Source organism: Cupriavidus sp. CP313, from assembly GCF_054072015.1.
On the sequence record NZ_JBSVZB010000016.1, the window covers coordinates 1 to 24,420 of the forward strand.

Genomic DNA, 24,420 nt, shown 5'->3' on the forward strand with positions numbered 1-24,420 from the left:
CGCCAAGGCGGCTGGCTGACGGGAGCCAGGTGGGTCAGTTTTACTTCGGCGATTCTTGCCAAAGTGGGTCAGATTTAAATCGGCGTTGACAAATAATCGAAGACTTCCAAGTTGCGCTATATGAGAACCGCATTATTGGATGTGCGGCAGCGGAACATCACGGTTCGAACGTGCTTATCCGCTCAGTAGCCGTTGAGCCAGCATACCGAGACAGAGGTATTGCTGGGTGCCTGGTTGAGGCATTATTGATGCGGGCTCGGGGTACGGAAGCACGCGAAGCCTATATCTTCTCCACAGTTGCTCCAGCTTACTTCGCTCGATGGGGATTCGAGCTTGTCTCGGCTGAAGACGTGCCACTGGAGGTCATGTCCTCACCACCTGTCCAGCGCGCGGCTCTAACATCAGCGCTTTGCATGCGATGTAAACTGCGATAGGAAGATGGCCTTCCGCGCTACTAGCCCCGGGCTCCGCTGATTGCAGTCGCTGCTACATACGATCCGCGGATAGCAATCCTTCCCGGGAATACGGAGTTCGGGCCATGCCAGCTGTCTCGTGCACCAAGCGCGGCTGCCTGAGCCCAGCCAGCGAGTGAGCATCCCGAGAACCAAGATGCGCAGCGCTAGGGGTCAGCATCGTCGTGGGACACTCCAAAGCTATCGGATGCCTGCAAGGCGGCACGGATTCTTCGCACCGTTAGCCCGGCCAGGCACTCAGACGACGCTAGCCAAGACGGTATGCTGCGCGTGGACACTGCGATTCAGTGAGTGACCGACACCACCAGCCCGGACATGTCTTCCAAAATACATTTCTGGTAGACCTGTGCGACCACCGCCGCCCGAACGCCCTTGGCGGGGTCGCGTCCCATCGCTTCGAGTGTCTCCCACACCCATCCGGGACTTACAACATTCACGCGAACCTTGCCTTGCAATTCGAGCGCTGCTGCCCGCCCGAATGCCTCGATGCCGGCGTTCACGGTGCTCATTGCTGCGCCACCAAGGATTGGATGCTGCGCGAGGGTACCACTGGTCAGCGTGACCGACCCGCCCTGGGAGATGTACGGAACTCCATACCGGACAAGATTGACCTGCCCCATCAGCTTATTGGCCAGGCTGAATGCAAAATCATCGTCAGTCAGGGCATCCAGTGGGGCGAATTTCGCTGTGCCTCCTACGCAGACCACGGCGTCAACCGTGCCCACCTGTTTATACATTTCCAGAATCGACTGCCTGTCGGAGATGTCCACTGAGACCGCCGGAGAGCTACGGCTGGCCCCTACCACGTCATGTTCTTCCGACAATAAAGCGGTAATTTCCTTCCCAAGGAGTCCTGTGGCTCCAATGACCAGTATGCGCATACGTCCCCCTGATAACAGATGATGGGTAGGGAACGGTCCTTCAGTACTACCCAAACTCGCCTTCAAGTGAAATAGCCTTGCGCATAGCATACGCCTTACCGCCACTGCGCGCCGACTACCAGTACCTGCATACCGAGCGGCAAGGATTGGCCACCCACTCACGCAAGCAGTCGCCCTACCATGCCCGCAGAACAACCGCACCGATGCCTGCATCCCCCTGCCGCATTCATGACATACCGAGTTGTGAGAACCGGCCGCTGGGCTGCCACGGGAAGGTACCCACAAGCCCCACGGCCTGCAGCATTGTCGATGCTTTGCAAGCGCTTGATGCGCCGTCGAACGTACTTCGCGTCGACACCAGTGGGCTGTTAAAAAAGGGGGGTCAACCTCCGGCAAACTCCGGCCGTTTTCCCGATGGGAGCGTAACGCGATTTGTGCTCGGTCGCACGTACTGCGATGCATCATTACAGGACCATGGAGGCGCATGGAGGCACCTCATAGCCTGCTTGCTCGCTGTTGCCATTTCGCAAAACGATACGTAGAGACGCCACGTTATGACCTAGGCTTAAAGCGCTTTCTCAAGATTCGGCTGCGATGTCAGGTGCGCCACGAAGCGCATTGCAGTGCAGTGATGCCTTCAGGGCGATTCTGACAATTGTTGGGCGCTCCAGGAGCTCTGCGGCAAACAAGAACTGGGGTAATGGAGGGGGACATGAAAAGCACAAATGAGCAGTCGCTGCGCTTTCAGGTCGATAAATGGCTCGCGCCTGGTCCAACGTCGTCCGTCCACGTAGTCGAATTCAGTCGCACCCAATCGGGCCGGCGACGCTACGTATGCGTTGAGACCGTGCAACCGGCCGGTTTGCGCGCGTTGTTCTTCTTTCGGCACGATGACGGCTGCTGGCGCGTGTTTCCGCCTGCAGTAGATGGACCGCCAATGAGTGCTGACATTGTGTCGTTGTGAGCAGCCATTGCCAGTTCGTTTCAAATGGCCCGCCTCTGCTCAGCCGATTCTCCGCGCGGCAACTCGTACTACTGGACTCGGGCATGATGCCTCATATCAAGGTCTCCCTCGACTGGCTCGACGGGCGTACAGTTTGCTTGCGCCAATCCAAGTGCGCAAGAAATGTCTATGCTTGAAGCGCCCCTCCAGTCTCGGTCATTTTGGTAGGACAATATGAAGCCGACAATTCACCATTTCCATACGCATCCACCCCATCACGGTGCACGGTACTATTTGACGCTAGCAGCTTGCCTTCTGATGCCCGCCGCTATCTACGCGCTCATAGCGCGTTGGGCAAAGCTTTAACGGGCCTCCACGCTGGATTCCTCAGGCACCGGGTTCACATGCATGCAAAGGCCGATGTGAGCCTTGATTTGGCCCTTCGTCAACGCGCAGGTGCAGGCAGCCCGTGCGCCTGTTCCATGCACGGGAAGCGAAAGATGCATCAATTCTACTGACGGCACATAGCACGGGGTATGCCCCCGAATCTGCGAATGAGCTTCTTCGAGAGTTCTAGTTCTTCCGGCATGGCATCCATTGAGGCAAGCGAAGATTTACATGGTGGCCCTGCGCTATAAGCTTTTGCCGTGACGAGCACAGCCTTCGTACAACCTTCCGCGCAAGCTCTCATAAGCACGGCGCCAACGAGATGCATGACAATCCTGCGGTCGCTGTATTCCGGAAGAATAGCCACGGAGCGGACTACAACGGTCTTGTCATAGCGCTCGGCGCAGGCGCAGCCGACAACCTTGCCGTGCAGCAACGCGATGTGGAAGAGGCGCGAGGACAGGTCAATGTCGTCGTGGGGCAATCCACAGCTATCGAGCACCTGTGAAATGCGTTGCCATTCAGCTGCCTCCGCCGCACGAATTTTCAGGTCTCTTGCCATTCTAGGTATGTCCTCCCAGCGAGCGGAAAGCTGAATAACCTGCGTGAGTATGCTGCGCTTCTTACATTGCAGCGAACGTCGGCACTGGCGCTCTGGATTGCTCTGCCCCGCGTCGAACTGAGCAGAGCAGAGCATCGGGTCATTGCAGGTGTTGCCTACCGTTGATGGCAATGTTTGCGCCCGTCACGAAAGCGGCATCATTCGAGCGGAGATACGTAATCAATGCTGTCACTTCTTCCGGCTGGCCCAGTCGACCGACAGGGATTTGCGGGATGATTTGGGTATCGAGAACCCGGTGAGTACGTTACGACACGGTATGCCCGGCGTCGTGCAGCTTGATGGCAGTCGCCTCGCCCAAACCTCCCATGCCGCCTGTCACCAGTGCAGATTCTCCTGGCTATTGTCTCCTCCACTTCTTCTGAAATGCAAATTTCTACCTGGCCCAAAAATGGTCGAGCAATGTATGGTTTTTGAACGAAAGCAAGGCAGCGCGCCTATGGGAAAAGCGCGTCTTATGTCGCCATATCGCCATGGGCGAGGAGGCTATCAGTAGTGCAGTCCTTGCGCGTGGTGCTCTGCGCTCAAGTGCCAAATTGCTGGGCTAACTTTTCGAAACCCGTGCAGAAGCGGACTTATTGGAACCTTTCCCATCCGGGCTGCCGGGAAAGAAGTATGCACGAGTGGTTGCGAGAACTTCGTTGGCAGCTCGCTGCATCAACTCGAAGGTACTGGCAGTCAACGCGACCGATGATTGCAGCAGGTTACCCAAAACCTCAGCACTTGCCGGGGCGTTTTTCACATAGCTGTCGACCAAAATTTGCATACTCTGGATTTGCGCTTCATATTTCGCCTCCGCGATATGAGACGCTTCTAGTTGTGCTGTGTTGGCAAATTCGAAAAGTTGCCGTGCGTAATCAATGCCATTTTCAATCCCGCCAGGCGTCGCGAGATTCTTAGCGATGAATCGCTCTTTGAAATCCTTATTATCAAGAGCGATTTTCCATTGACCTTGGCTATATTCGAGCGCAGAAGTCGCGGCTTGTAGGTTCAACTCTGTGAGCGTTGGGAACCCTTCCACAACCGGTTTCGAAAGTGCAAACAACGACTCAAAACGGGACTTTTGAAGCGCAGCAAACTGTTCGGCCATTGAAGCGGACATGCGCAGTCTCCTAGGTAAGAAGTGCTGGACCGGCCATCGCCATGCCGGGCAGCCAAGCTCTTTGAACTAGCGTGAGCAAACTCAAGGAGGCTCAAATCCTAGAGCGTTTGTTCGAAATTGTTTCCTAGGGAAATACCTTGTTGAGTTTGCAAAATTGCGCATTGGGGAGCCGTATGAAGTACCCACGTAACAACTGCTTACGTAAAGTTTGCTGCGGTGCTGTTGAAAGTGCTCCTAATGTGGGTCTGCGTGCGAACTTTGCAGCACTTGCACTTTGTTACAGGCTAGGATTTGAGCTTGCAAGACTTCGGCGCCTACGATGGTCACTCCGGCGCGGCTGGTACCACTTGGGCGCCGCTAGTACACCCGGCCTTCCCCATGCCGGACAACAGCAAACGACAGTTCCGCAAAGGAGATGCGCATGCTGACACACCATGAGATGGCGACACTGTTTCTCGTCCAGGACGCCCGCAATCCCGAGGCCCTAGACCCGATGGACTTAAGTCAGCTCGTTGAGCATCGATTCGTGGTGTGCGACACGTATGGTCAAGGCGGTATGTGCCCGCAGCTCACTGACCGCGGCCGCAGCCTGCTCCAGGCAATGGGGCGGTACCACTGAGACCTATGAGCTTTTAGTCGCGGGCATGCCACCGCACAGGCTTAACGATACGAACCCAATATCGTGCGGGCTTACAGCTAGGCGCAAGTCGACTCCAGCGCCATTCCCCGAACACCTAAACATCGCGACAAATCGAGAGCGAATGTTAGCGTATGCGGGCACAAGCAGAACGAGATGAATGTTGAGGCGAGGGTCGATTCTGGGAAGGAACGCGTGTATATGACGCAAGGCCTCGTCCTTCGCACGGCAGCTCTATCTCGGAAAGATTTCAGTAGACCATGAAAGGTTTCGCTACGAGGCATTTTTCCGTGCTGTATGAAACGCCGGACGGCTGGGTTGCCGCGGAGGTGGACGGTTTGGACATCTCCCAGCACGGCCCTCTCGCGAGCTGTCCTGCTCCACGCGCGTTCGCTGCGTCAATGTTTGAGTGCTTGCCGCTGGTCGAATTGGAACCACAGCTTTCGGAATTGGACGAAATGATGGTGTGGATTCTCAGTCATCGCGCCGGTCAAACCGACGCTAGCCGTCGATGAGGCTGCTCCGCCAACATCTCCCCCCACACCGCCAGGACTACTTGCAAGTAGCGCGGTAAGGACCAGGACTAGCAAGTTGTCCAAAAATGGACAGGTTGCCGGTGGCTCGTATTCGACCGTCCGCAGAGTGCGTCCAAAATTGACATCGAAGTGTAGTGGCAAGCTGAGAGCATGTTTGAGTCTGCGCTGGCACCACCATTTGCCGTCTCGCAGGTGTCAGTCAAGCTGCCGCCACATGCAATACATTCTTGCACCAGCGCGCCGCTGAGATTCTTTCGATAGCTTTATCCCCTCAGGCATCTCTTCCAATGAGCTGAGCGAAAAACCGTGTCGTGCGAAATAGCTGGGGTGCGATGTCGTGAGCAATGCGGCAGCCTTGCACCCATTGGTGCGAGCGCGCACCAAGACGGCATTGATACCTTCGCGGGCTCTGTCGCAATAAGCCTCCGGTAGAATGGGCCGGTGTCGAACTCAGCAAGTGTTGGCAGCGGTCATGAACTTGGAAGTTGCGAAGGTATTGAAGCGTCTGCACTACCCACTGGACGTGATGCTGACCTGCGTGCGGTGGTATGTGGCCTACCCGTTGAGCCTGCGTCATCTCGAGCAAATGATCGCCGAGCGTGGCATCTCGGTTGACCATTCGACCGTGCACCGCTGGGCTCTGAAATTGCTGCCGGCGTTGAACAAGATCTTTCGCTCTCGCAAGCGCCCGGTGGGAAAAAGCCGGCGCATGGACGAGACCTACATCCTGGTACGCGGTCAGTGGAAGTACCTGTACCGGGCGGTCGACAAGGCGGGCCATACCATCGACTTCCTGTTGCGCGCCCAGCGCGACAAGGCTGCGGCGCGGCGCTTTTTCGAGAAGGCCATCGCGCATAACGGCCAGCCCGAGTCAGTGACCATCGACGGCAGCCCGGCCAACCCGCCGCCGACTTGGCGAGGAAGATTGGTTAACCTAACAGGGCCGCCACGACTGAGGTACGTCTTAACGCTGATGCCCTTCCTGATCGATCTATTCGGAAGCACAAACAAGAAACCCGCCGAAGCGGGTTGGTGGGTCGGGCGTCGGAACGAAGTAGAGGTGGGGTTGCGGCCCGGTATGGGTGGCCGCCTTTGGGTACATTCGTTCCGACTTGGGGTCAGTCTACGAGCAGCGACTTACGTTCACCTATTGGGAGAAACCGTGATGGCGAAACGAAGAAGTGACGCAGCGTAGACGACTTCGATCTCTGCGGGAGTGTCTTCGTTCAAGCCTTCAACAACCGCTGAGCGTTGCCTCGTCAAGGCCGCCTCACCTAGACTTGACGTTGATCAAGGGGACGAGGTAGGCCACCGTCTAGCCTTCCCGATTTGGCGACCCCCACGCCCGCGCAACGGAGAGAAGCAATGCTGACGCAGAAGACGAAGGACATCGTAAAAGCCACGGCACCGGCTCTGGCCGAACACGGCTACGACATCATCAAGTGCTTCTATAAACGCATGTTCGAAGCGCATCCCGAACTGAAGAACGTGTTCAACATGGCCCATCAAGAACAGGGCCAGCAGCAGCAGGCGCTGGCACGGGCGGTCTACGCGTATGCGGAGAATATCGAGGACCCGAGTAGCCTGATGGCCGTGCTGAAGAACATTGCCAACAAGCATGCGAGTCTCGGCGTCAAACCGGAACAGTACCCCATTGTTGGGGAACACCTGCTGGCCGCCATCAAGGAAGTGTTGGGCCAAACCGCAACTGACGACATCATTTCCGCATGGGCGCAAGCCTACGGGAATCTGGCTGATGTCCTGATGGGGATCGAAAGCGAGTTGTACGAGCGTTCAGCAGAACAACCCGGTGGCTGGACCGGCTGGCGTACCTTTGTCGTGCGCGAGAAGCGGCCTGAGAGCAGCGTGATCACGTCGTTCATCCTAGAACCTGCGGATGGTGGGCCGCTGGTGAACTTCGAACCCGGTCAGTACATCAGCGTCGCAGTCAATGTGCCCACACTCGGGCTGCAACAGATTCGCCAGTACAGCCTGTCGGATATGCCAAATGGGCGCAGCTATCGCATCTCGGTGAAGCGCGAAGGCGGCGATACACAGCCAGCGGGCTATGTCTCCTGTCTGCTGCACGATCACGTCAATGTCGGGGATGAGATCAAGCTGGCTGCGCCGTACGGGAGCTTCCATATCGACGTTAACGCCAAGACGCCCATTGTTCTGATCAGCGGCGGCGTGGGGCTGACCCCGATGGTTAGCATGCTGAAGCGAGCAATACAAGACCTGCAACGGCAAGTGGTGTTCGTTCATGGCGCACGAAACAGTGGGGTTCACGCCATGCGTGACCGGCTGCGCGAGGCCGCCAAGACGTATGCTAACTTCGATTTGATTGTGTTCTATGACGAGCCGTTGCCGCAGGATGTCGCAGGCCGGGACTACGATTACGCAGGGCTTGTTGATGTCAAGTCGATCAAAGATTCGATCCTGCTACCTGACGCCGATTACTATATCTGCGGACCGATCCCGTTCATGCGGATGCAACATGACGCGCTGAGGGATTTGGGTATTCGCGAGACACGTATCCACTATGAAGTGTTCGGCCCGGACCTGTTTGCCGAATAACACGAAGCCAGTCCATCAGTCCGCCGCCGACTTGGCGAAGAAGATCGGCGACCGGACGGCAATCGCTTATGTTTCTGTCAGCCTGGCGTGTCGAACTGCTTCCTTCTTGTTCTTGTCAGGTGACGACTTACGCGGCGTCATTCTTCCGGGACTGCTCGGGAACGGCGGAGATCGCTAGTTGCAGTTCCTCATCGCTGATGATCCCCGTCTCACACGCGGGACATCGCCACACATGAGCAACATGAATCGTGGTATCGCGTCTGGCCCCTACAGTGATGGCCAGCGGGAGTGAGACAGGAACCAGTTCGGCCTGTCCACAGTCGGGGCATTGCATGATGTGATCTTGAAGGAGGAATGCCCCCATTCCTGTATTTTGGCTTGTCCCAAGACCTCACATTTTTGCCGACGCGTCAGGGCTGGGCAAACCGATCATGGAACTATGCCACAGAAGGACGCCAGTCACCCGGACTCCGAAACGTGGTTCGCAATGGGATTGACAGGCAAAAAAACGCCCGCGATACAGCGGTGTGGCGCGGACGGTAGCAGGTACTACAAGGGCATTTTGCCCTGATCTAAGGCGGTTTTATGTCAGAATTAAACGGGACTTTGTGCCGCAATTCTGCATCGCGGCGCAGTTGATCACCATACGTTCTGTCGATCAGCCTGCCCTCGTTGAAGGTCAAGCAAGGGAACCCGGACCGGTTGACCACTGACCCGGAGTTTCTGACGATCAACCCATGCAGGTATGGCAGGACCACTGTCGGGTCATCGCCCGCTTCAATGGGACATGCGTCAATAAACAAGGCACAGACCTGTGCAACTCATGCTCGTCACCGAGCCGGAATACCGCGTTATCAAGGATATCCAGCGCTGCGCGGGCTTCCTCCAGGAATTGCCTACCATGTTTGTCGTTTCCACGCGCCGTGTCGTGCAGTCCAGCAAGCGGGAGCCGAGCGACTTTTCCAGTTTCTCGATCCGCCGGCTGAGCGCGGGCTGCGAGATGTGAAGTGCTTCGGCGGCCGTACGGAAGCGTCCTTTTTCGGCGATAGCGACAAACGCCTGCAGATCTTCCATAGCGAAATTAATGCGTGACATGCATCAGATCATCAAAACATTGCAATTCACAGATTAGTCGTCTCCGAATACTCTTGCAATGCCTGACCGGGACGTTGTGACGTGCCGCAAAGCGCACACAAATAGATTGATCCCGGAGACTTACCTTGAAATTCGCAGTTCGCCATCTCGCACTCGCCCTTACCCTGACTGCATGCACCTTGACCGCCTGGGCTGAAACCTGGCCCGCAAAGCCAGTAAAGTTCGTCGTACCGTTCGGTCCCGGCGGCGCCAACGACCTGGTTGCGCGCGCCGTGGCCGAGGCGGCATCCAAGCAACTGGGCCAGCCCATCATCGTGGAGAACAAGCCTGGCGCCGGTTCGGTACTGGGTGCCGACTATGTGGCCAAGTCCGCGCCGGACGGCTATACCTTCCTGGCACCGGCAGCCGGCGTGATCACCAACGGCATGATCAAGGCCCACCTGCCGTACAAGGAGCAAGACCTGGTGCCCGTCGCCATGCTGGCCGTCAGCCCGTCGGTCATCGTGGTGCCCGCCGACTCGCCGATCAAGGATTTCAAGGGTCTGGTTGCCAGCGGCAAGGGCGGCAAGAGCCTGAATTTCGCTACGGCGGGCACCGGAAGCACGCCGCACTTCGTCGCAGAAATGCTGAAGCTGGCGACCGGCGCAAAACTTGAGATCATTCCCTACAAGAGCGGCTCCGAAGGTATGGTCGCCGTTGTCGGCAAACAAGTAGACGCGACCTCCGAAGCCAGTGTTGTGGTCCTTCCGCAGGTCAAGGGCGGCAAGCTGCGCCCGATCGCTTCCACCTGGAATACCCGCATTGCCGCGATGCCGGATGTGCCCACCACCGCAGAACTCGGCTATCCCAGCGTATTCATCGGTCACTGGTCCGGCGTATTCGCACCGCGCGGTACCCCTGACGCGATCCTCGACAAAATGAACAAGGCTATCGACGCCGCTATCAAGTCACCTGAACTGCGGGCCAGGCTGATCCCGCAAGGTATCCAGCCGATGGGCGGGACGCGGGCGGACTTCACTAAGTTCCTGGCAGGCGAAAAGGCTCGCCTCGGCCCGATCGCGCGCGCAGCCAATATGAAAGAAGACTGATTGTCAGCGCGGTCCGCAGCTGTGAATCATTGGAGACGATATGAAGCCGACAATCTTTGCCGCCAGGCATACCTTGCTGGTTCTCATGCTCTGGCTGGCTGCTCCGGCCTGGGCAGACGAGATCCGCGTGATTACCTCGGGCGGCTTTACCGCTGCCTACCAGCAACTCGTGCCACTGTATGAGGCCGCCACGCAGGACCGTGTCATCACTGCCTACGGCGCGTCGATGGGCAATGCGCCCGATTCCATTCCCAGTCGGCTGGCACAGGGCGAGACGTTTGATGTGGTGATCCTGGCGGACTCGGGCCTTGAGAAGCTGATATCGGAAGGCAAGGTGGCAGCCGGCAGCCGGGTCGACCTGGCGCGATCATTGATCGGCATGTCCGTGCGCAAGGGCACGCCTAAGCCGGATATCAGCACGACTGAAGCCTTGAAGCAGACCCTGCTCAATGCAAAATCCATCGCGTATTCCGCCAGCGCCAGCGGCACGTACCTCTCTAACGAGTTATTCCCCCGACTTGGTGTCTCGGACAAGATCAAGGACAAAGCCCACAAGATCTACAGTGAACGTGTCGGCGCCGTGGTGGCGCGAGGTGATGCTGAAATCGGCTTCCAGCAGGTCAGCGAACTGCTGCCCTTCAAGGAGCTGGACTACGTCGGCCCGTTGCCAGCCGAGTTGCAACAGAAGGTGTTCTTTTCCGCTGGCACAAGCCGACTGACACCGGCATCTGCCCGGTTTGTCAAATTTCTTGCCTCGCCGGCTGCGGCTGCGATCGTAAACAGCACGGGATTGGAACCCGTAGCGACACCTCTGCCGCCACCGGCCCCTCCGGTTTTGGGCCAGCCGCAGAAGCCTTGACCATTGAGGCCTATACGCTCCCTGAACTTTTCGACACTACGCGAGCTACATAAAGCGCGGGCGCTACGACCGACAGCGCGATGGGGGCGTAAGTCCACATTTCTTGTAGAGCGATCGCATGGTGGAAGCCAGAACGGCATCGAAAGTGGTGGCCAATCCAGGCAGCGGCCTGTAGCTGCATCCACCACATATCCCAGAACATCCAAATGAGCCAAAAGGAGGCCGTATGGCCTCTTTCGCTACTTAATCTCTGTTTCCGGCCAAGAAGCGTCGTTCGCCTGCACCGTCATTCGGACATTTGGACGTCTGCGCCCCACCTTCCTTCCGGCATCAGGCCCAACGTCGATGACCCCTAGCCTTGGTGCTCTTCCAGCGGCGCTTTCCTCGACCTGAGCTGCGCGGCATGACTGCGACAGTGGATCGCCGGGGTGGCCGCGTTGAAGCGGTGAACTTCCCGCAGACACACAATGACAGCATCGGATCGGATTATTCGGCATCCGAGCCGCTTGTCGAAGAAGCGCTCAGGTATATGCCGCACCCCCCGTTGATTCGAAGTTCGATGCATTCAAACAGGTCGGTGCAGCCAAGTAATCCGTTACTGCGCCGATCGTTGGAATGGTCTGCGATGCAGTTCGGCGGAGTGCATGTAAACACTGAGGGCCGGCCCGGCCGGCCAGGCCAACATCATCAGATGTCGAACCGAATCTGTCCCCTGGAGCGGAGGGAACCTTTATGAGAAGATTGTGCGCCACAAGCGCCGCGAAAGTTAACCGGGTGCCGTGTTGCTCCCGGTGCTTCTCATACTTGCCAAAACCAAACCATAGGCAAGGTTATTCGTTGGCGTCTTGGGCGATGTCGTTAGCAGGGTTCGCTTACGCAGCATTCATCAGGAGACTCCATGAATCCGAAGTCAGGATTGCGGTGGTACACCGCGATTGCATCCCTTTGTCTGACGACGAGCTTCGCGCCGTCGTCGTACGCGGCTTCCGTGGCGCCGGTCGCCGCCGAGAACGGCATGGTCGTCACCGCGCAGCACCTGGCTACCAGAGTTGGAGTCGATGTGCTCAAGCGCGGTGGCAACGCTGTCGACGCCGCCGTGGCGGTGGGTTACGCGCTGGCCGTGGTGTATCCGGCCGCGGGCAACCTGGGTGGCGGCGGATTCATGACCATCCATCTGGCTGACGGCCGCAAGACATTCCTTGACTTCCGGGAGGTCGCGCCAAAGGGTGCAACCGCGAACATGTACCTGGACAAGGACGGCAATGTCATCAAGGGCGCCTCCACCAAGGGACATCTGGCCGTGGGCGTGCCCGGCACCGTGTCCGGCATGGAGTACGCTCGCCGGAAGTATGGAACGATGAAGCGCGCGGACCTGATTGCCCCTTCCATCAAGTTCGCCGAGAACGGCTTCACGCTCGAGCAGGGCGACGTGGATATGCTGCTCACCGCAACCAAGGACTTCCAGGAAGACCCTGCCTCCGGCGCAATCTTCCTGAACAAGGGGCAACCGTTCCAGGTGGGCCAGAAGCTGGTTCAACGCGACCTGGCCAAGACGCTGCGCGCGATCAGCAACGGGGGAACCGAAGGCTTCTACCAGGGCTGGGTGGGGAAGGCGATCGTCGCCTCCAGCCAGGCTGGGAAGGGCCTGATCACGCAGGCAGATCTTGATGCCTACAATACGCGCGAACTGGCGCCGGTCGAGTGCGACTACCGCGGCTATCACGTCGTGTCGGCACCGCCGCCGAGCTCGGGCGGCGTGGTCATCTGCGAGATGTTGAACATTCTGGAAGGCTACCCGCTCAAGGACCTGGGCTACCACTCCGCGCAGGCCGTGCACTACCAGATCGAAGCCATGCGCCACGCCTATGTGGATCGCAACAGCTACCTGGGCGATCCGGATTTCGTGAAAAACCCGCTGGACCGCCTCCTGGACAAGAACTACGCCGCCAAGATTCGCGCGGCGATCGACCCGAAGAAGGCAGGCGTTTCGAAGGACATCAAGCCCGGCGTGGAGCCGCATGAAGGCAGCAACACCACGCATTACTCGATTGCCGACAAGGCCGGCAACGCCGTTTCCGTCACGTACACGCTCAACGACTGGTTTGGCGCGAAGGTCACTGCAGCCACGACAGGCGTGGTCCTGAACGATGAGATGGACGACTTTACCGCCAAGGTCGGCGTGCCGAACCTGTATGGCCTTGTCCAGGGCGAGGCCAACTCCATTGCCCCAGGCAAGCGCCCGCTGTCCTCGATGAGTCCGACCATCGTCACCAAGGACGGCAAGCCGGTGATGGTGGTGGGCACGCCAGGCGGCAGTCGTATCATCACGGCTGTACTGCTGACCATGGTCAACGCCATCGACTACAACATGAACGTGCAGGAAGCCGTGGACATGCCGCGATTCCATCAGCAATGGCTGCCGGACCTGACCAATGTGGAGGACTACGCATTGTCCCCGGATACGCGCAAGATCCTGGAGGACATGGGGCATCGCTTCGGCCCGCCACAGCCTGCCAACCACCTGGCGACGATCATCGTCGGCGCACCGGCTCTCGGTGGCAAGCCGGTCGGCAACAACCGCTTCTATGGCGCCAACGACCCGCGCCGCAACACCGGGCTGGCGGCCGGTGGTTATTGATTCGGCATTGCACGTTGGTTGCCCGCTTTGGCGGGTAAGAAAGATGCAAACGGCGCGAGACCACTCGGCTCACGCCGTTTGCTTTTCAGCGCCGCTCATCGCTGGAATCCGTTGATGCCACGCTAAGGGCGCTTTCCTATAGCGGTCATTTGACGCCGCGGCGTCAAATGACCGAGAAGGGTCGGTCGGAGACGGCCGCAGTTTCGCGGCGGGCATCCGACCGAGATCGGCCAGTTTGAGTCATTTGCCTGACTGGGAGGAAGGAATTAGGTTGTTACGCATTGACACTGTTCCTGTTTCCCAATGTCGGCTCTTCAACCCATTAAGGTCAGTTGCTGGTCGCAGCTTAAACGACTTCCGATCAAAATCGGCTCGGAGTACCTGACCGCCATTGCCAATGCCGCCAGTCCCAATGCCGAGGGTAGGCATCAAGCGTTGTTCACCCCTAAATAGCTAACTCAAACAGTCTTCCGGAAAGGCCTGCCTTTGCCAGTACCTCCAGCGAAACCTGCTGGCGTGATGATGTGATATACAGGGTGGTCGAATCCGCCCCCCCGATACAGACATCTGACGGGCACGGTACCGGCATGCCGACGACGCGGTCTAGCGTTCCATCGGAAAGGAAACGCATCACACTCCATCCCTCACACAGTGCAGTCCAGATGCCGCCACTGCCGTCCAGTGCCAGTCCATGGGGTTTTCCCGCTCCCTTCGGCACCGTGGTCAGTCGGCGCACAATGCTGCTACCGGGTTCCAGGACCAGGATCGATCCAGATGCCGGCGTTGTGGCATAGAGCCGGCCGTCGGAGGTAGACCAGCGCAACGCCTGGACGCGTTCGCCCAGGGTCCACTGCGTCACCAACGCACCGCCCGGCTTCAGCAAGCCAATACTGCAACCCTCTCCGGCCGCTGGTACTGCCACCCAAAGGTCCCGGTCCGCGCCTTCGCACAAGGCGATGGCGTTGCGGGCGGCGGCGGGCCAGTTTTCGACCTCGCTGACCGTACCGTCCGGCGCAACGCTGGCAGCGCCGTTCTCATGCAACACCAGCATGGCATCCCCACGCGGCAGCAACGCGCGGATGGGGGACTCGATGCGCGCCAGGACGTAGTCATGTGGCTCGCCGCTGCCGAGCTCGAGGCAGCGCACCGCGGGTGCAAGCACATCGGCCCAGATGAGCCGGCTCGAGCCAGCCAGCCAGAACGGGTAGCCGCCCTGGAAGGCCCACTGTCCGGGGATCGGCTGTGCGGGCGTGTCGGTGGCCGGCGGCTTGATCGCCTCCATCTCCGCGCCAATGCGTCGCGCTGCCTGGGCAATCTCAGGGCCTAGCAACTCCAGCCGTTCGCGCGTCAGGCGGTAGGCAGGGCCGGCAATGCTGATCGCGCCGCGCACGGCGCCTTGGCCGTCCACGATCGGCGCCCCGACGCAGCGCACACCCAGCACGATTTCTTCATCGTCGATGGCATAGCCACGCGCGGCGGTGATATTGAGCTCCGCATTCAGGCGGCGCCGGTCCGTGATGGTCAGGGGTGTCAGAGCCTTGAGCGACAAGTCGCGCACGATCGCGTCGCGCGCCGGGCCCGCCATCGCGGAAAGTATCGCCTTGCCCTGACTGGTGCAATGCAGCGGCTTGCGCTGGCCCAGCGCCGCCGCGGAGCGCTCGCTGTGCGCGCCGTCGCAGCGCTCCAGCGAAATCACTTCGAGGCCGTCCAGCGTGGCCAGGTAGCAGGTCTCGCCGGTCAGGTCGCGCAGCCCGCGCATCTCGCTGGCGGCGGCCGCGACCAGGTCCGGCATGGTGTAGGCCTGCCGTGCCATCTCGAAGCAACGGAAACCCAGGCGGTAAACCTTGCGCGCCGGGTCGCGGCGCAGCATGCCGCGCGTTACAAGCGTGGCCAGCAGCCTGTAGATCGTCGTGCGCGGCAGCGCGAGCTGGGCGGTCAGCTCCTGCTGGCTCAGCCCGTCGGGTGCTGCCCCCACCGCCTCCAGCACATCGAAGGCCTTCTCAATGGCGCCGGTGCCGTCACCAGGATTCGCGGACATATCAATCTGTCTCAGTATGTGGAAATGTCGCGGACATGCCGTCTTGGAACGCCGCCGCAGCCATTCTAAAACCGGGCGAAGGTGTCTAGGATAAGTCCAAGGCGGGGCCCGGCCCACGGTCGCATTCCCCGCGCTACGCGATCCCAGATGATGGGACGCAACCCAGAGTTTCCCAATTCCCCGGACTTCCGAGACCTACCATGAGCGTGAATCCTTCCCCGCTGACCGCCATCCCCCAACGTGCCCCGGCTCCTCATGTGCCGGACTCGGTACTGGAACGCCTTGCCAAAGTCACCAGCGGCTCGCTGACTACCCAGCTCTATATCAAGGGCTTCCGCCAGCCGGTGCTGCACGGCCTCACGCCGCTGAACAAGAAGATCAAGCCGTTTGCAGGGCGCGCCTACACAATGCGTTTTATCCCGGCGCGCGAAGACATCGATGTCTACGGCAACCTCACCACTGAGCCCTCCGCCGACAACTTGCAGTGGGTCGGCGTGGAACAGATCGAACCCGGCCACGTGCTGGTGATCGACAGCAACCGCGACGGCCGCGCCGCGTCGATGGGCAATATGCTGATCACGCGGATGATGATGCGCGGCGCGCGCGGCGTGATCACCGATGGGTCGTTCCGTGACGGCACCGAGCTGTCGCAGATGGACTTCCCGATCTGGTGCACCGGCGTCACCGCAACCACACGACTGTCGTACCACCATGTCGCCGACCTGCAGGTGCCGATCGGCTGCGCCGGCGTGGCGATCTATCCGGGCGACGTGATCCATGGCGACGGCGACAACATCACCGTGGTGCCCGCTCACCTGGCCGAGGAAATGGCCGACCTTTGCGAACGCCGCGACGATATCGAGGCCTACCTGGCGCTGCGCGTGCAGGCCGGCGAAGCGCTGTGGGGGCTTTATCCGCCCAGCGAAGCGACCCGTGCCCAGCATCGTGAATGGGTCGCCGCCGGCCGCCCGCCGATCCCGCCGGCGGCCCTTGCCAACAGCCGCTGAACCACGAGAACAGACGTATGACGAAAACTTTCACGCCGGACTACTACGAAGCCCTGATCCGCCGCTACTTCGACGCCTGCAACGCCGCCGACTACGACGCGCTGATCGACTGCTTCACCCCGGACGCCGTGCACTACTTCCCTGCCGGCTTGCCTGAAGTGCCCTGGCGATCCGCAGACACTATCGCCAGGAAATGGATTTGGTGCGTTGACACACTCGGCTCGCAATGGACCATCGAGCGCATCCTGATCAGCCATAACCGGCCTGAGGCGATGATCGAATGGACCCATTGGAAGAACAATAGCGGCACGGCACTGCGCGGCGCGGAGTGGTACGACTTCGATCCGCATACCGGCAAGATCGCCGAGATCCGAGCCTACTACGCTTCGCCGGCTGACAAGAACGCAGCCATCAATGAACTGGTCGACTTCGACTACGCCGGGCGCGGCTACCACCTTAAGTGCGAATGAGTCATCCCATGCCAACCATGTTGCAATCGATCGACGCGCGCACCGGCCAGCGCGTGGGCGAGCCCTGGCCGGAAACGACGCCGGAACAGATCGATGCGGCCGTGAGCGCCGCCGCAGAGGCTGCCCAATCCTGGGCCGCCAGCGACGGCGGCACCCGCGCCAGACTGCTGCGCGGCCTGGCCGATGCGCTGGAAGCCTCGCGCGATACGCTGGTGCCGCTGGCCGACCGTGAAAGCGGCCTGGCTCTGCCGCGCCTGAACGGCGAGTTGGACCGCACCGCGTTCCAGTTGCGCGGCTTTGCCGATGTGGCCGAGCGCGGCGATGCCTTCGCCGTGCTGGATGATGCCGCGGTCGCGGGCGCGCCGCCGGCGGGGCGTCCGCGCCTGACCCGCATGCGCGTGCCACTGGGCCCGGTGGCGATGTTCGCCGCCAGCAATTTCCCGTTCGCATTCTCGGTGCTGGGCGGCGATACCGCGTCCGCGCTCGCTGCAGGATGCCCGGTGGTTGTTAAGGGCCACCCTGCTCAGCCAGAGCTGTCTCGCCAGACTGTCGCGCTGGCACAGGGAGTGGTAGCCGACCAGAACCTGCCCGTGGGCCTGATCGCGTTTGTCGAAGGCGCTTCTATCGAGACCGGCGTGCGTCTGGTGCAGGCCGGTCCGATCGCGGCGGTGGCCTTCACCGGTTCGTTTAAGGGCGGCACCGCACTGGCGAAAGTGGCCGCGGAGCGCCCGCGCCCGATCCCGTTCTATGGAGAACTGGGCTCAGTCAACCCCATCGTCGCGCTGCCGTCCGCATTGCGCGAAAACGGCGTGGCTTTGGCGCAGACGCTGGCTGCCTCCATCTGCCAGGGCAGCGGTCAGTTCTGCACCAGCCCGGGCGTGATCGTGGTGGCCAGGGATGCGGCGGGCGATGCGTTTGTCAGCGCGCTGGCCAGCGCGCTAGCCGGCCTGGCACCACATGCGATGCTGACTGCGGGAATCCGCCGCGCATTCGACCATGGCGTGGCGCGCTGGCAAGGCGTTGCCGGCGTGCGCCCGCTGGTGGCGGAGGTGGCCGATGCCGGCAGCGCGCCTCGTCCCTTCCTGGCTGAAGTGGACGGCGCCGACTTCATCGCCAACGCCGCGCTGCATGAAGAGGTATTCGGATCCGCGGCACTGGTGGTGCGCGTGGATACGCCCGCGCAGGCGGTCGATGTGCTGCGCGCCGTCGGCGGCTCGCTCACGGTGACGTTATGGGGCATTGACGCAGGCAGCGCCACACCGGACGCACAAACGCGTGACCTGGTCCGTGCGGCCACGCAGATTGCCGGCCGCGTGCTGTTCTCTGGCGTGCCCACCGGCGTTGCAGTCACCGCTGCCCAGCACCATGGTGGTCCCTACCCCGCTTCCACCGCGCCCGCGACGACGTCGGTCGGATACGCCGCGCTCGACCGCTTCCTGCGGCCCGTGGCACTGCAGGATGCGCCGGCCTGGCTGATTGCGCACAAGGGGGTGCCATGCTGAGGCATATCGTGCTGTTCCGCCGCAAGCCGGAAGTGAAGCAAGAACTTGACACGGAAACCGCGCTGGCCGCGCGCATGGCGGCGCTCGGCGCGCAGATCCCGGCGATCAGCGCGTGGACCTTCCGCAAGAACGAGATGGACCGGCCGATCTGCTGGGATTATGTGCTGGAGTCCGAAGTGGCCGATGCCGAAGCGCTGAACGCCTACCTGTTCCACCCGCTGCACCAGGCGCTGGTGACGGACCTGAAGCCATATTTTGAGTGGGCGGCGGTCGATTACACAGTGTGAGTCGGACGGCTGGTCTTCGCAATAAGGGCGCCTGATCGAGGCGCCCTTTCTTTTTATGGCTGGTTGCCGAACGACACCTTCTGCGCTGTCCACTTCACCGCCTGCTCACTCAGGCTGAAGCCAAGCCCCGGACGATCCGGCACGATCATGCGCCCGTCGCGCAATTCCAGGCGCTCGTTGAACATCGGCTCCAGCCATTCGAAGTGTTCCAGCCACGGCTCCCGCGGATACGCGGCAGCCAGGTGCAGGTGGATCTCCATGGCGAAGTGCGGCGCCAGCCGGATGCCCTTGTAATCGGCCAGGCTCATGATCTGCAGGAACGGCGTGATACCTCCCACGCGCGGCGCGTCAGGCTGGACAAAGTCGCAGGCGCCGCCCGTGATGAGTTGGGCATGCTCTCCAAAACTGGTCAGCATCTCGCCGGTCGCGATCGGGGTGTCGAGCGATGCCGCCAGCGCGGCGTGTCCCTCAGTGTCGTAAGCGTCGAGCGGCTCCTCGATCCAGACGAGGTTGTAGGCATCGAGCGTGCGGCCCATGCGTTGCGCGGTGGCACGGTCCCATTGCTGGTTGGCGTCGACCATGAACGGGAATGCGTTGCCCAGGTGCTCACGCACGGCCTTGACCCGCTTCAGGTCTTCAGCAGTGTCCGGCTGGCCTACCTTGATCTTGATGCCGCCGATGCCGTTGGCCCGTGACTTGTCGATGTTCTTGAGCACCTGGTCCAGCGGCATCGACAGGTAGCCGCCGGAAGTGTTGTAGCACTGGACCGAGTCGCGGTGCGCGCCCAGCAGCTTGGCCAGCGGCAGGCCGGCACGCTTGGCCTTCAGGTCCCACAAGGCCACGTCGAACGGCGCGATCGCCTGCGTGGTCATGCCGCTGCGTCCCATCGACGCGCCGGCCCAGAGCAGCTTGTTGAACAGGCGCGCAATGTCGTTAGGATCTTCGCCGATCAGCTCCGGGGCGATTTCCTGCGCATGGGCGAACATGCCCGGGCCGCCGGCGCGTTTGGAATAGCCGAAGCCAATGCCGGAATGGCCGTCTCGGGTATGGATCTCGGCAAAGATAAACGCAATCTCCGTCAGCGGGCGCTGCCGGCCGGTCAGCACCTTGGCATCGCTGATGGGCACGGCCAGCGGCAGGATGACAAGCGAAAGATCTATGGATTCGATGCGGTCTTGGGATGACATGGTATGGGCGGGATGGGAGGGGGAAGACGAGCCGGCCCAGTGTGGGCCGGTACACAACTACAGCGTCAAGGCAGACATGACGGCGATCACTCCGGCTTGATGCCGGCTTCCTTGATCACCTTAGACCAGCGTGCAGTCTCCGCCTGGACAAACTTCGTATAGTCCTGCGAGTTGGACGCGACCACGACAAAGCCATTGGACTCCAGCTTTTCCTTGACCGCCGGCTGCTTGAACGCCGTGACCATGGCCGCCTCCAGCTTGTCGACGATCGGCTTGGGCGTGCCCTTGGGTGCCGACAGGCCGACCCACGAGACCGCCGAGAAGCCGGGGAAGCCGGATTCAGCCACGGTCGGCACGTCCGGGAACAGCACGTTGCGCTGCTCGCTGGTGACCGCCAGGGCGCGCAGCTTGCCGGACTTCACGTAGGGCAGCACGGCGTCCTGGTTGACGAACATGGTGGGGATTTGCCCTGCCAGCACATCGGTAAGCGCCGGGCCGCCGCCCCGATACGGGATGCCGACCATGTCCAGCTTGGCGGTCTGCTTCAGCAGTTCCATTGCCAGGTGCCCGGACGAGGCGTTGGTCACGCCGTAGTTGACCTTGCCCGGATTGGCCTTGACGTAGGCGATGAACTCCTTGAACGTCTTGGCCGGGAACGCCGGGTTGACCACCAGCACGTTGGGGCCCGACTCCAGTTGCGAGATATGGATGAAATCCCTCGCGGAGTCATAGTTGGGCTTGGGCGTCATGCCATGCGCGATGGCGTTGCTGCCGATGCCGGACAGCAGCAGCGTATAGCCATCAGCGGGCGCCTTGGCCGCCTGCTCGGAACCGATGGTGCCGCCGGCGCCGCCCTTGTTCTCGACGATGAACGGCTGCTTGAGCGCCTTGCTCAACTGGTCTGCGATCATGCGTCCCATCAGGTCGCTGGTGCCGCCGGCCGGGAACGGCACGATGACCCTGACCGGACGGGTGGGCCAGTCTTCGCCCTGCGCCAGCGCGGCAAAACTCACCGGTAAAGTGCCGAGCGCGGCCAACGCGCAGGCGGCGAGAAAGGTTCTACGCTGCTTCATGGTTGTCTCCAGATTATGTTTGGGTACCGTGATTCTTGATGGCTCTTGCGGCCCGGACCGGTATCGGGGAATCGCGCTAGTCGACGACCCCGATCGGCCAGGGCACGAATTCATTCAGCCCGACGCCAAGCGCTTCGCTCTTGGTCGGCTCGCCCGAGGCGTGCCGCAAGATCTGCGCGAAGATGCGTTCGCCCATCTCGGCGATGGTCGCTTCGCCGTCGATGACCACGCCGCAGTTGATGTCCATGTCGTTGACCATGCGCGTGTACATCGGCGTGTTGCTGGCCAGCTTCATGGTCGGCGCCGGCACCGAGCCAAAGCATGAGCCGCGGCCCGTGGTGAAGCAGACCAGGTTGGCACCGCCAGCGATCTGGCCGGTGGCGGAGACCGGGTCGTAGCCCGGCGTGTCCATGAACACCAGCCCGTGCTGGGTGACAGGCTCGGCGTACTTGTAGACTTCCATCAGCGGCGCATTGCCGCCCTTCTTGGCGCCGCCCAGGCTCTTCTCGAGCACGTTGGCCAGGCCGCCGGCATTGTTGCCGGGGCTGACGCGCCCGTTGATCTGGGTATCGCGGCCTTTGTTGTACTCAAGCCACCAGTCGATGCGCGCCACCAGCTTCTTGCCTACTTCGGGCGTGACCGCACGCGCGGTCAGCGTGTGCTCGACGCCGAAGATCTCCGAGGTCTCCGACAGGATCGCCGTGCCGCCGTTCTGGATCAGCAGCTCCATCGCGGCGCCCAGTGCGGGATTGGCAGAGAGGCCGGAGAAGCCATCGGAGCCACCGCATTGCAAACCCACGGTGATGTATTCAGCAGACACCGGCTCGCGGCGTGCGGTGTCGGCCTGCGGCAGCATCTCGCGCACCAGCGCGATGCCTGCCTCTATTGAACGGCGCGTGCCGCCGGCCTGTTCGATGTTCAGCGTCTTCAGCATCGGCCCGGCCTGCAGCCCCTGATGCGCCAGGAAATCAGCCAGGTCGTTGTGCTCGTTGCCGAGCGCGATCACCAGCGCCCCGGCGGTATTCGGATGCCGGATATAGCCCCCCAGCGTGCGGCGCAGCAAGTCCATCGGCTCGCCGCTGCGTTCCATGCCGGCGCCCTGCTCATGGATGTAGGGCACCACGCCGTCCACGTGCGGATAGTCCCGTAGCGCGGCCTCATCGAAGGCGTTGGCGACCTTGCGGGCCACTGTCGAGCCGCCGTGCCCCACCACGAAGATGCCGATATAGTTGCGCGTGGCCACGCGGCCGTCGGTGCGGAAAATGCCCTGGAACCTGGCGCGCTGCGCCTCGGGAACGAACTCGGTGGGCTTGTAGTCCAGTCCTTGCCGGTAGTCCTTGACCAGATCGCCGAACGCGATGTTGTGGCTGTGCATCCAGGTACCCGGCGGCAGGTCCTCGGTGGCAAAGCCGATCACGGTGTTGTACTTGAACACGGGTTCGCCCTTGGCGATAAAGCGTGCCGCGATCTTGTGGCCGGACGGCACGTCATGCAGCGTGGTCAGGTGCTCGGAGGGTACGGCAGTGCCGGCTGGCACTTCGGTGCGTGCGACGACAACATTGTCGGCGGGATCCAGTCGGATGAAGGGGTTGCGGGTGGCGCTCATGGTGATTGTGGATTCGTTCGTGGACGTCGTCATGCAAGCACCCCGATCGGCCAGGGCACGAACTCGTTCTCGCCAACGCCCAGTTCCTCGCTCTTGGTCTGCTTGCCTGACGCGTGCGCCAGCATCTGCCCGAAAATCTGCCGGCCCATGATTTCGATCGAGACCTCGCCCGTGCCGGCGGGGCCGCAATCGATATCAAGGTCGTCCTCGAGTCTGGCGAACAGGCTGCTGGTCTCGGCCAGCTTCAGCGTCGGTGCCGGCATCGCGCCGAAGGCGCTGCCGGTGGCAGTGGTCACACACACCAGGTTGGCGCCGGCCGCGATCTGGCCGGTGGCGGAGACCCCCTCATAGGCCGGCGCATCCATGAAGACCAGTCCATGGGTGGATACCGGGTGCGCGTAACCGATGACGGCGGCAAGCGGCGCATGGCCGCCGCGCTGCAACCCGGCTGCTGCCGCCTGTGCGGCACGGAGCGAGCCGTCCTGCAGGCGCGTGTCGCGCCCGGCGTGATAGCTGCGCCACCAGTCCACGCGCGCAGCCAGCGCCTCGCGGACGGCGGGCGTGGCGGCGCGTGCGGCCAGGGCATCTCCGCCTTGCGCGACGTCGGCGGAGCCTGACAGCACCGCCGTGCCGCCCGCGGCGATCAGCAGGTCGACAGCGGCGCCAAGGGCGAGATCCGCCGTCGCGGCGACCGAACCCTCACGGCCAGCCGTTTGCAGGCCGACGACAAGGTGCGCAGCCGATACGGTCTCGCGCCGGCAGTCGTTGGCCAGCGGCAGCATGTCCCGGATCGCGGCAATGCCAGCCTCGATGGTGTTGGCCGTGCCGCCGAGTTCCTGCATGACCAGCGTTTTCAGCATCGCACCGGTCGCCAGCTGCTCTTGCTCCATGAAGCCGTAGATGTTGTTGCGCTCACAGCCAAGCGCAATGACCAGGCCGCCGGCAATGTTGGGATTGCGGAATGTGCCGGCGATGGTCCGGCGCAGCAGGTCCATCGGCTCGCCGGTCATCTCCATGCCGCAACCGATCTCGTGGACGAACGGCACCACGCCGTCGATGTTCGGATAATCGGCCAGGCGCGCTTCGGTGAACCAGTCGGCAACCTTGCGCGCGACGGTGGCGCCGCAGTTGCCGACCACGAAGACGCCAAGGTAGTTGCGCGTGGCCACGCGGCCATCGGTGCGAACGATGCCTTCGAACGTGGCATGCGACGCGCTTGGTGCTTGGGTGCCGGGGGTATCTTGCATGTTGTCTCGCGAATGCCGTCACGCCCGGGTGCTTGATGAGGCTGACGGTCGTCTGTCTGTTGGACGCGCTTCCATTCTTCGAGATGCTCGCGGACAATACAAGCCGACCAGCGCCGGCGCAGCATGCGCGTCCCAAACAATGGGACAGATGCACACCCGGCGGTCCAT

At 61.4% G+C, this 24,420-nt stretch carries 20 protein-coding genes and 4 pseudogenes; 13 read left to right on the top strand and 11 right to left on the bottom strand.

Annotation, left to right across the window (positions count from 1 at the left end; translation table 11 throughout):
• The first annotated feature begins 95 nt into the window (after positions 1-95).
• Positions 96-434: a GNAT family N-acetyltransferase gene (locus ACW4E8_RS21055; RefSeq protein ID WP_456806466.1), complete on the top strand. Its 339-nt coding sequence runs from the start codon at positions 96-98 to the stop codon at positions 432-434.
• 323 nt (positions 435-757) lie between these two features.
• Here the strand turns inward: ACW4E8_RS21055 and ACW4E8_RS21060 are convergent, their stop codons facing one another.
• Positions 758-1,354 (bottom strand): short chain dehydrogenase, encoded by a 597-nt coding sequence (locus ACW4E8_RS21060; protein WP_456806315.1) that lies wholly within the window; start codon positions 1,352-1,354, stop codon positions 758-760.
• A gap of 712 nt (positions 1,355-2,066) precedes the next feature.
• Here ACW4E8_RS21060 and ACW4E8_RS21065 point away from each other — a divergent pair.
• Positions 2,067-2,318 carry a hypothetical protein gene (locus ACW4E8_RS21065; RefSeq protein WP_456806316.1) on the top strand — a complete coding sequence of 84 codons (252 nt, stop codon included), beginning with the start codon at positions 2,067-2,069 and terminating at the stop codon, positions 2,316-2,318.
• A 490-nt stretch (positions 2,319-2,808) separates the two neighbouring features.
• On the opposite strand, the gene ACW4E8_RS21070 is transcribed toward ACW4E8_RS21065, so the two are convergent.
• From ACW4E8_RS21070 to phaP, 4 genes and pseudogenes are all read right to left on the bottom strand, one after another.
• The gene (locus ACW4E8_RS21070) at positions 2,809-3,246 is read right to left on the bottom strand and encodes a GNAT family N-acetyltransferase (RefSeq protein WP_456806317.1); all 438 of its coding nucleotides are present in this window, start codon (positions 3,244-3,246) and stop codon (positions 2,809-2,811) included.
• Between the two features lie 139 nt (positions 3,247-3,385).
• Positions 3,386-3,538 (bottom strand): annotated as a pseudogene (locus ACW4E8_RS21075) (SDR family oxidoreductase); the annotation flags it as partial.
• Positions 3,534-3,613 (bottom strand): annotated as a pseudogene (locus ACW4E8_RS21080) (beta-ketoacyl-ACP reductase); the annotation flags it as partial. The pseudogenes ACW4E8_RS21080 and ACW4E8_RS21075, both read right to left, overlap by 5 nt.
• 234 nt (positions 3,614-3,847) lie before the next feature.
• A complete protein-coding gene (phaP, locus tag ACW4E8_RS21085) occupies positions 3,848-4,405 on the bottom strand; it encodes a TIGR01841 family phasin (protein ID WP_456806318.1) in 558 nt (185 codons plus the stop codon).
• A 421-nt stretch (positions 4,406-4,826) separates the two neighbouring features.
• Here phaP and ACW4E8_RS21090 point away from each other — a divergent pair, with 421 nt between their 5' ends.
• The 4 genes and pseudogenes from ACW4E8_RS21090 (at position 4,827) to hmpA (ending at position 8,155) form a co-directional block, all read left to right on the top strand.
• On the top strand, positions 4,827-5,024 hold the full coding sequence (locus ACW4E8_RS21090) for a hypothetical protein (protein ID WP_456806319.1): 198 nt from the start codon (positions 4,827-4,829) through the stop codon (positions 5,022-5,024).
• A 278-nt stretch (positions 5,025-5,302) separates the two neighbouring features.
• Positions 5,303-5,557, top strand: a complete 255-nt coding sequence (locus ACW4E8_RS21095; protein WP_456806320.1) for a hypothetical protein — start codon at positions 5,303-5,305, stop codon at positions 5,555-5,557.
• A 493-nt stretch (positions 5,558-6,050) separates the two neighbouring features.
• Positions 6,051-6,479: pseudogene (locus ACW4E8_RS21100) on the top strand (IS6 family transposase); the annotation flags it as partial.
• Positions 6,480-6,943: 464 nt separating this feature from the next.
• Positions 6,944-8,155, top strand: coding sequence for an NO-inducible flavohemoprotein (hmpA, locus tag ACW4E8_RS21105; RefSeq protein WP_456806321.1), 1,212 nt, complete (start codon positions 6,944-6,946; stop codon positions 8,153-8,155).
• 805 nt (positions 8,156-8,960) lie between these two features.
• Here hmpA and ACW4E8_RS21110 read toward each other — a convergent pair.
• Positions 8,961-9,250 (bottom strand): annotated as a pseudogene (locus tag ACW4E8_RS21110) (LysR family transcriptional regulator); the annotation flags it as partial.
• A gap of 125 nt (positions 9,251-9,375) precedes the next feature.
• Between ACW4E8_RS21110 and ACW4E8_RS21115 the strand changes: the two are divergent.
• The 3 genes from ACW4E8_RS21115 to ggt all read left to right on the top strand — a co-directional run bounded on the left by ACW4E8_RS21115 (position 9,376) and on the right by ggt (position 13,835).
• Entirely contained in the window at positions 9,376-10,338 is a 963-nt protein-coding gene (locus ACW4E8_RS21115; RefSeq protein ID WP_456806322.1) for a Bug family tripartite tricarboxylate transporter substrate binding protein, read from the top strand.
• A gap of 40 nt (positions 10,339-10,378) precedes the next feature.
• Positions 10,379-11,197, top strand: coding sequence for a substrate-binding domain-containing protein (locus ACW4E8_RS21120; RefSeq protein WP_456806323.1), 819 nt, complete (start codon positions 10,379-10,381; stop codon positions 11,195-11,197).
• 898 nt (positions 11,198-12,095) lie between these two features.
• A complete protein-coding gene (gene ggt / locus ACW4E8_RS21125; RefSeq protein WP_456806324.1) occupies positions 12,096-13,835 on the top strand; it encodes a gamma-glutamyltransferase in 1,740 nt (579 codons plus the stop codon).
• 445 nt (positions 13,836-14,280) lie between these two features.
• On the opposite strand, the gene ACW4E8_RS21130 is transcribed toward ggt, so the two are convergent.
• Positions 14,281-15,873, bottom strand: a complete 1,593-nt coding sequence (locus ACW4E8_RS21130) for an IclR family transcriptional regulator domain-containing protein (RefSeq protein WP_456806325.1) — start codon at positions 15,871-15,873, stop codon at positions 14,281-14,283.
• Between the two features lie 200 nt (positions 15,874-16,073).
• Between ACW4E8_RS21130 and ACW4E8_RS21135 the strand changes: the two genes are divergently transcribed.
• The 4 genes from ACW4E8_RS21135 to ACW4E8_RS21150 are packed head-to-tail and all read left to right on the top strand — an operon-like array spanning position 16,074 to position 19,139.
• Positions 16,074-16,880 carry an RraA family protein gene (locus tag ACW4E8_RS21135; protein WP_456806326.1) on the top strand — a complete coding sequence of 269 codons (807 nt, stop codon included), beginning with the start codon at positions 16,074-16,076 and terminating at the stop codon, positions 16,878-16,880.
• 17 nt (positions 16,881-16,897) lie between these two features.
• A complete protein-coding gene (locus ACW4E8_RS21140) occupies positions 16,898-17,350 on the top strand; it encodes a nuclear transport factor 2 family protein (RefSeq protein WP_456806327.1) in 453 nt (150 codons plus the stop codon).
• Between the two features lie 17 nt (positions 17,351-17,367).
• Positions 17,368-18,852, top strand: a complete 1,485-nt coding sequence (locus ACW4E8_RS21145; RefSeq protein WP_456806467.1) for an aldehyde dehydrogenase (NADP(+)) — start codon at positions 17,368-17,370, stop codon at positions 18,850-18,852.
• On the top strand, positions 18,846-19,139 hold the full coding sequence (locus ACW4E8_RS21150) for a Dabb family protein (RefSeq protein WP_456806328.1): 294 nt from the start codon (positions 18,846-18,848) through the stop codon (positions 19,137-19,139). The genes ACW4E8_RS21145 and ACW4E8_RS21150 overlap by 7 nt, the downstream gene beginning before the upstream one ends.
• A 53-nt stretch (positions 19,140-19,192) precedes the next feature.
• On the opposite strand, the gene ACW4E8_RS21155 is transcribed toward ACW4E8_RS21150, so the two are convergent.
• The 4 genes from ACW4E8_RS21155 to ACW4E8_RS21170 all read right to left on the bottom strand — a co-directional run bounded on the left by ACW4E8_RS21155 (position 19,193) and on the right by ACW4E8_RS21170 (position 24,252).
• A complete protein-coding gene (locus ACW4E8_RS21155) occupies positions 19,193-20,326 on the bottom strand; it encodes an L-talarate/galactarate dehydratase (RefSeq protein ID WP_456806329.1) in 1,134 nt (377 codons plus the stop codon).
• A gap of 86 nt (positions 20,327-20,412) precedes the next feature.
• Complete coding sequence (locus ACW4E8_RS21160) at positions 20,413-21,399, bottom strand: Bug family tripartite tricarboxylate transporter substrate binding protein (RefSeq protein ID WP_456806330.1); 987 nt, start codon at positions 21,397-21,399, stop codon at positions 20,413-20,415.
• Between the two features lie 76 nt (positions 21,400-21,475).
• Positions 21,476-23,038, bottom strand: a complete 1,563-nt coding sequence (locus tag ACW4E8_RS21165; RefSeq protein WP_456806331.1) for a UxaA family hydrolase — start codon at positions 23,036-23,038, stop codon at positions 21,476-21,478.
• Positions 23,035-24,252, bottom strand: a complete 1,218-nt coding sequence (locus ACW4E8_RS21170) for a UxaA family hydrolase (protein ID WP_456806332.1) — start codon at positions 24,250-24,252, stop codon at positions 23,035-23,037. The genes ACW4E8_RS21165 and ACW4E8_RS21170 overlap by 4 nt, the downstream gene beginning before the upstream one ends.
• Between the last annotated feature and the right edge of the window lie 168 nt (positions 24,253-24,420).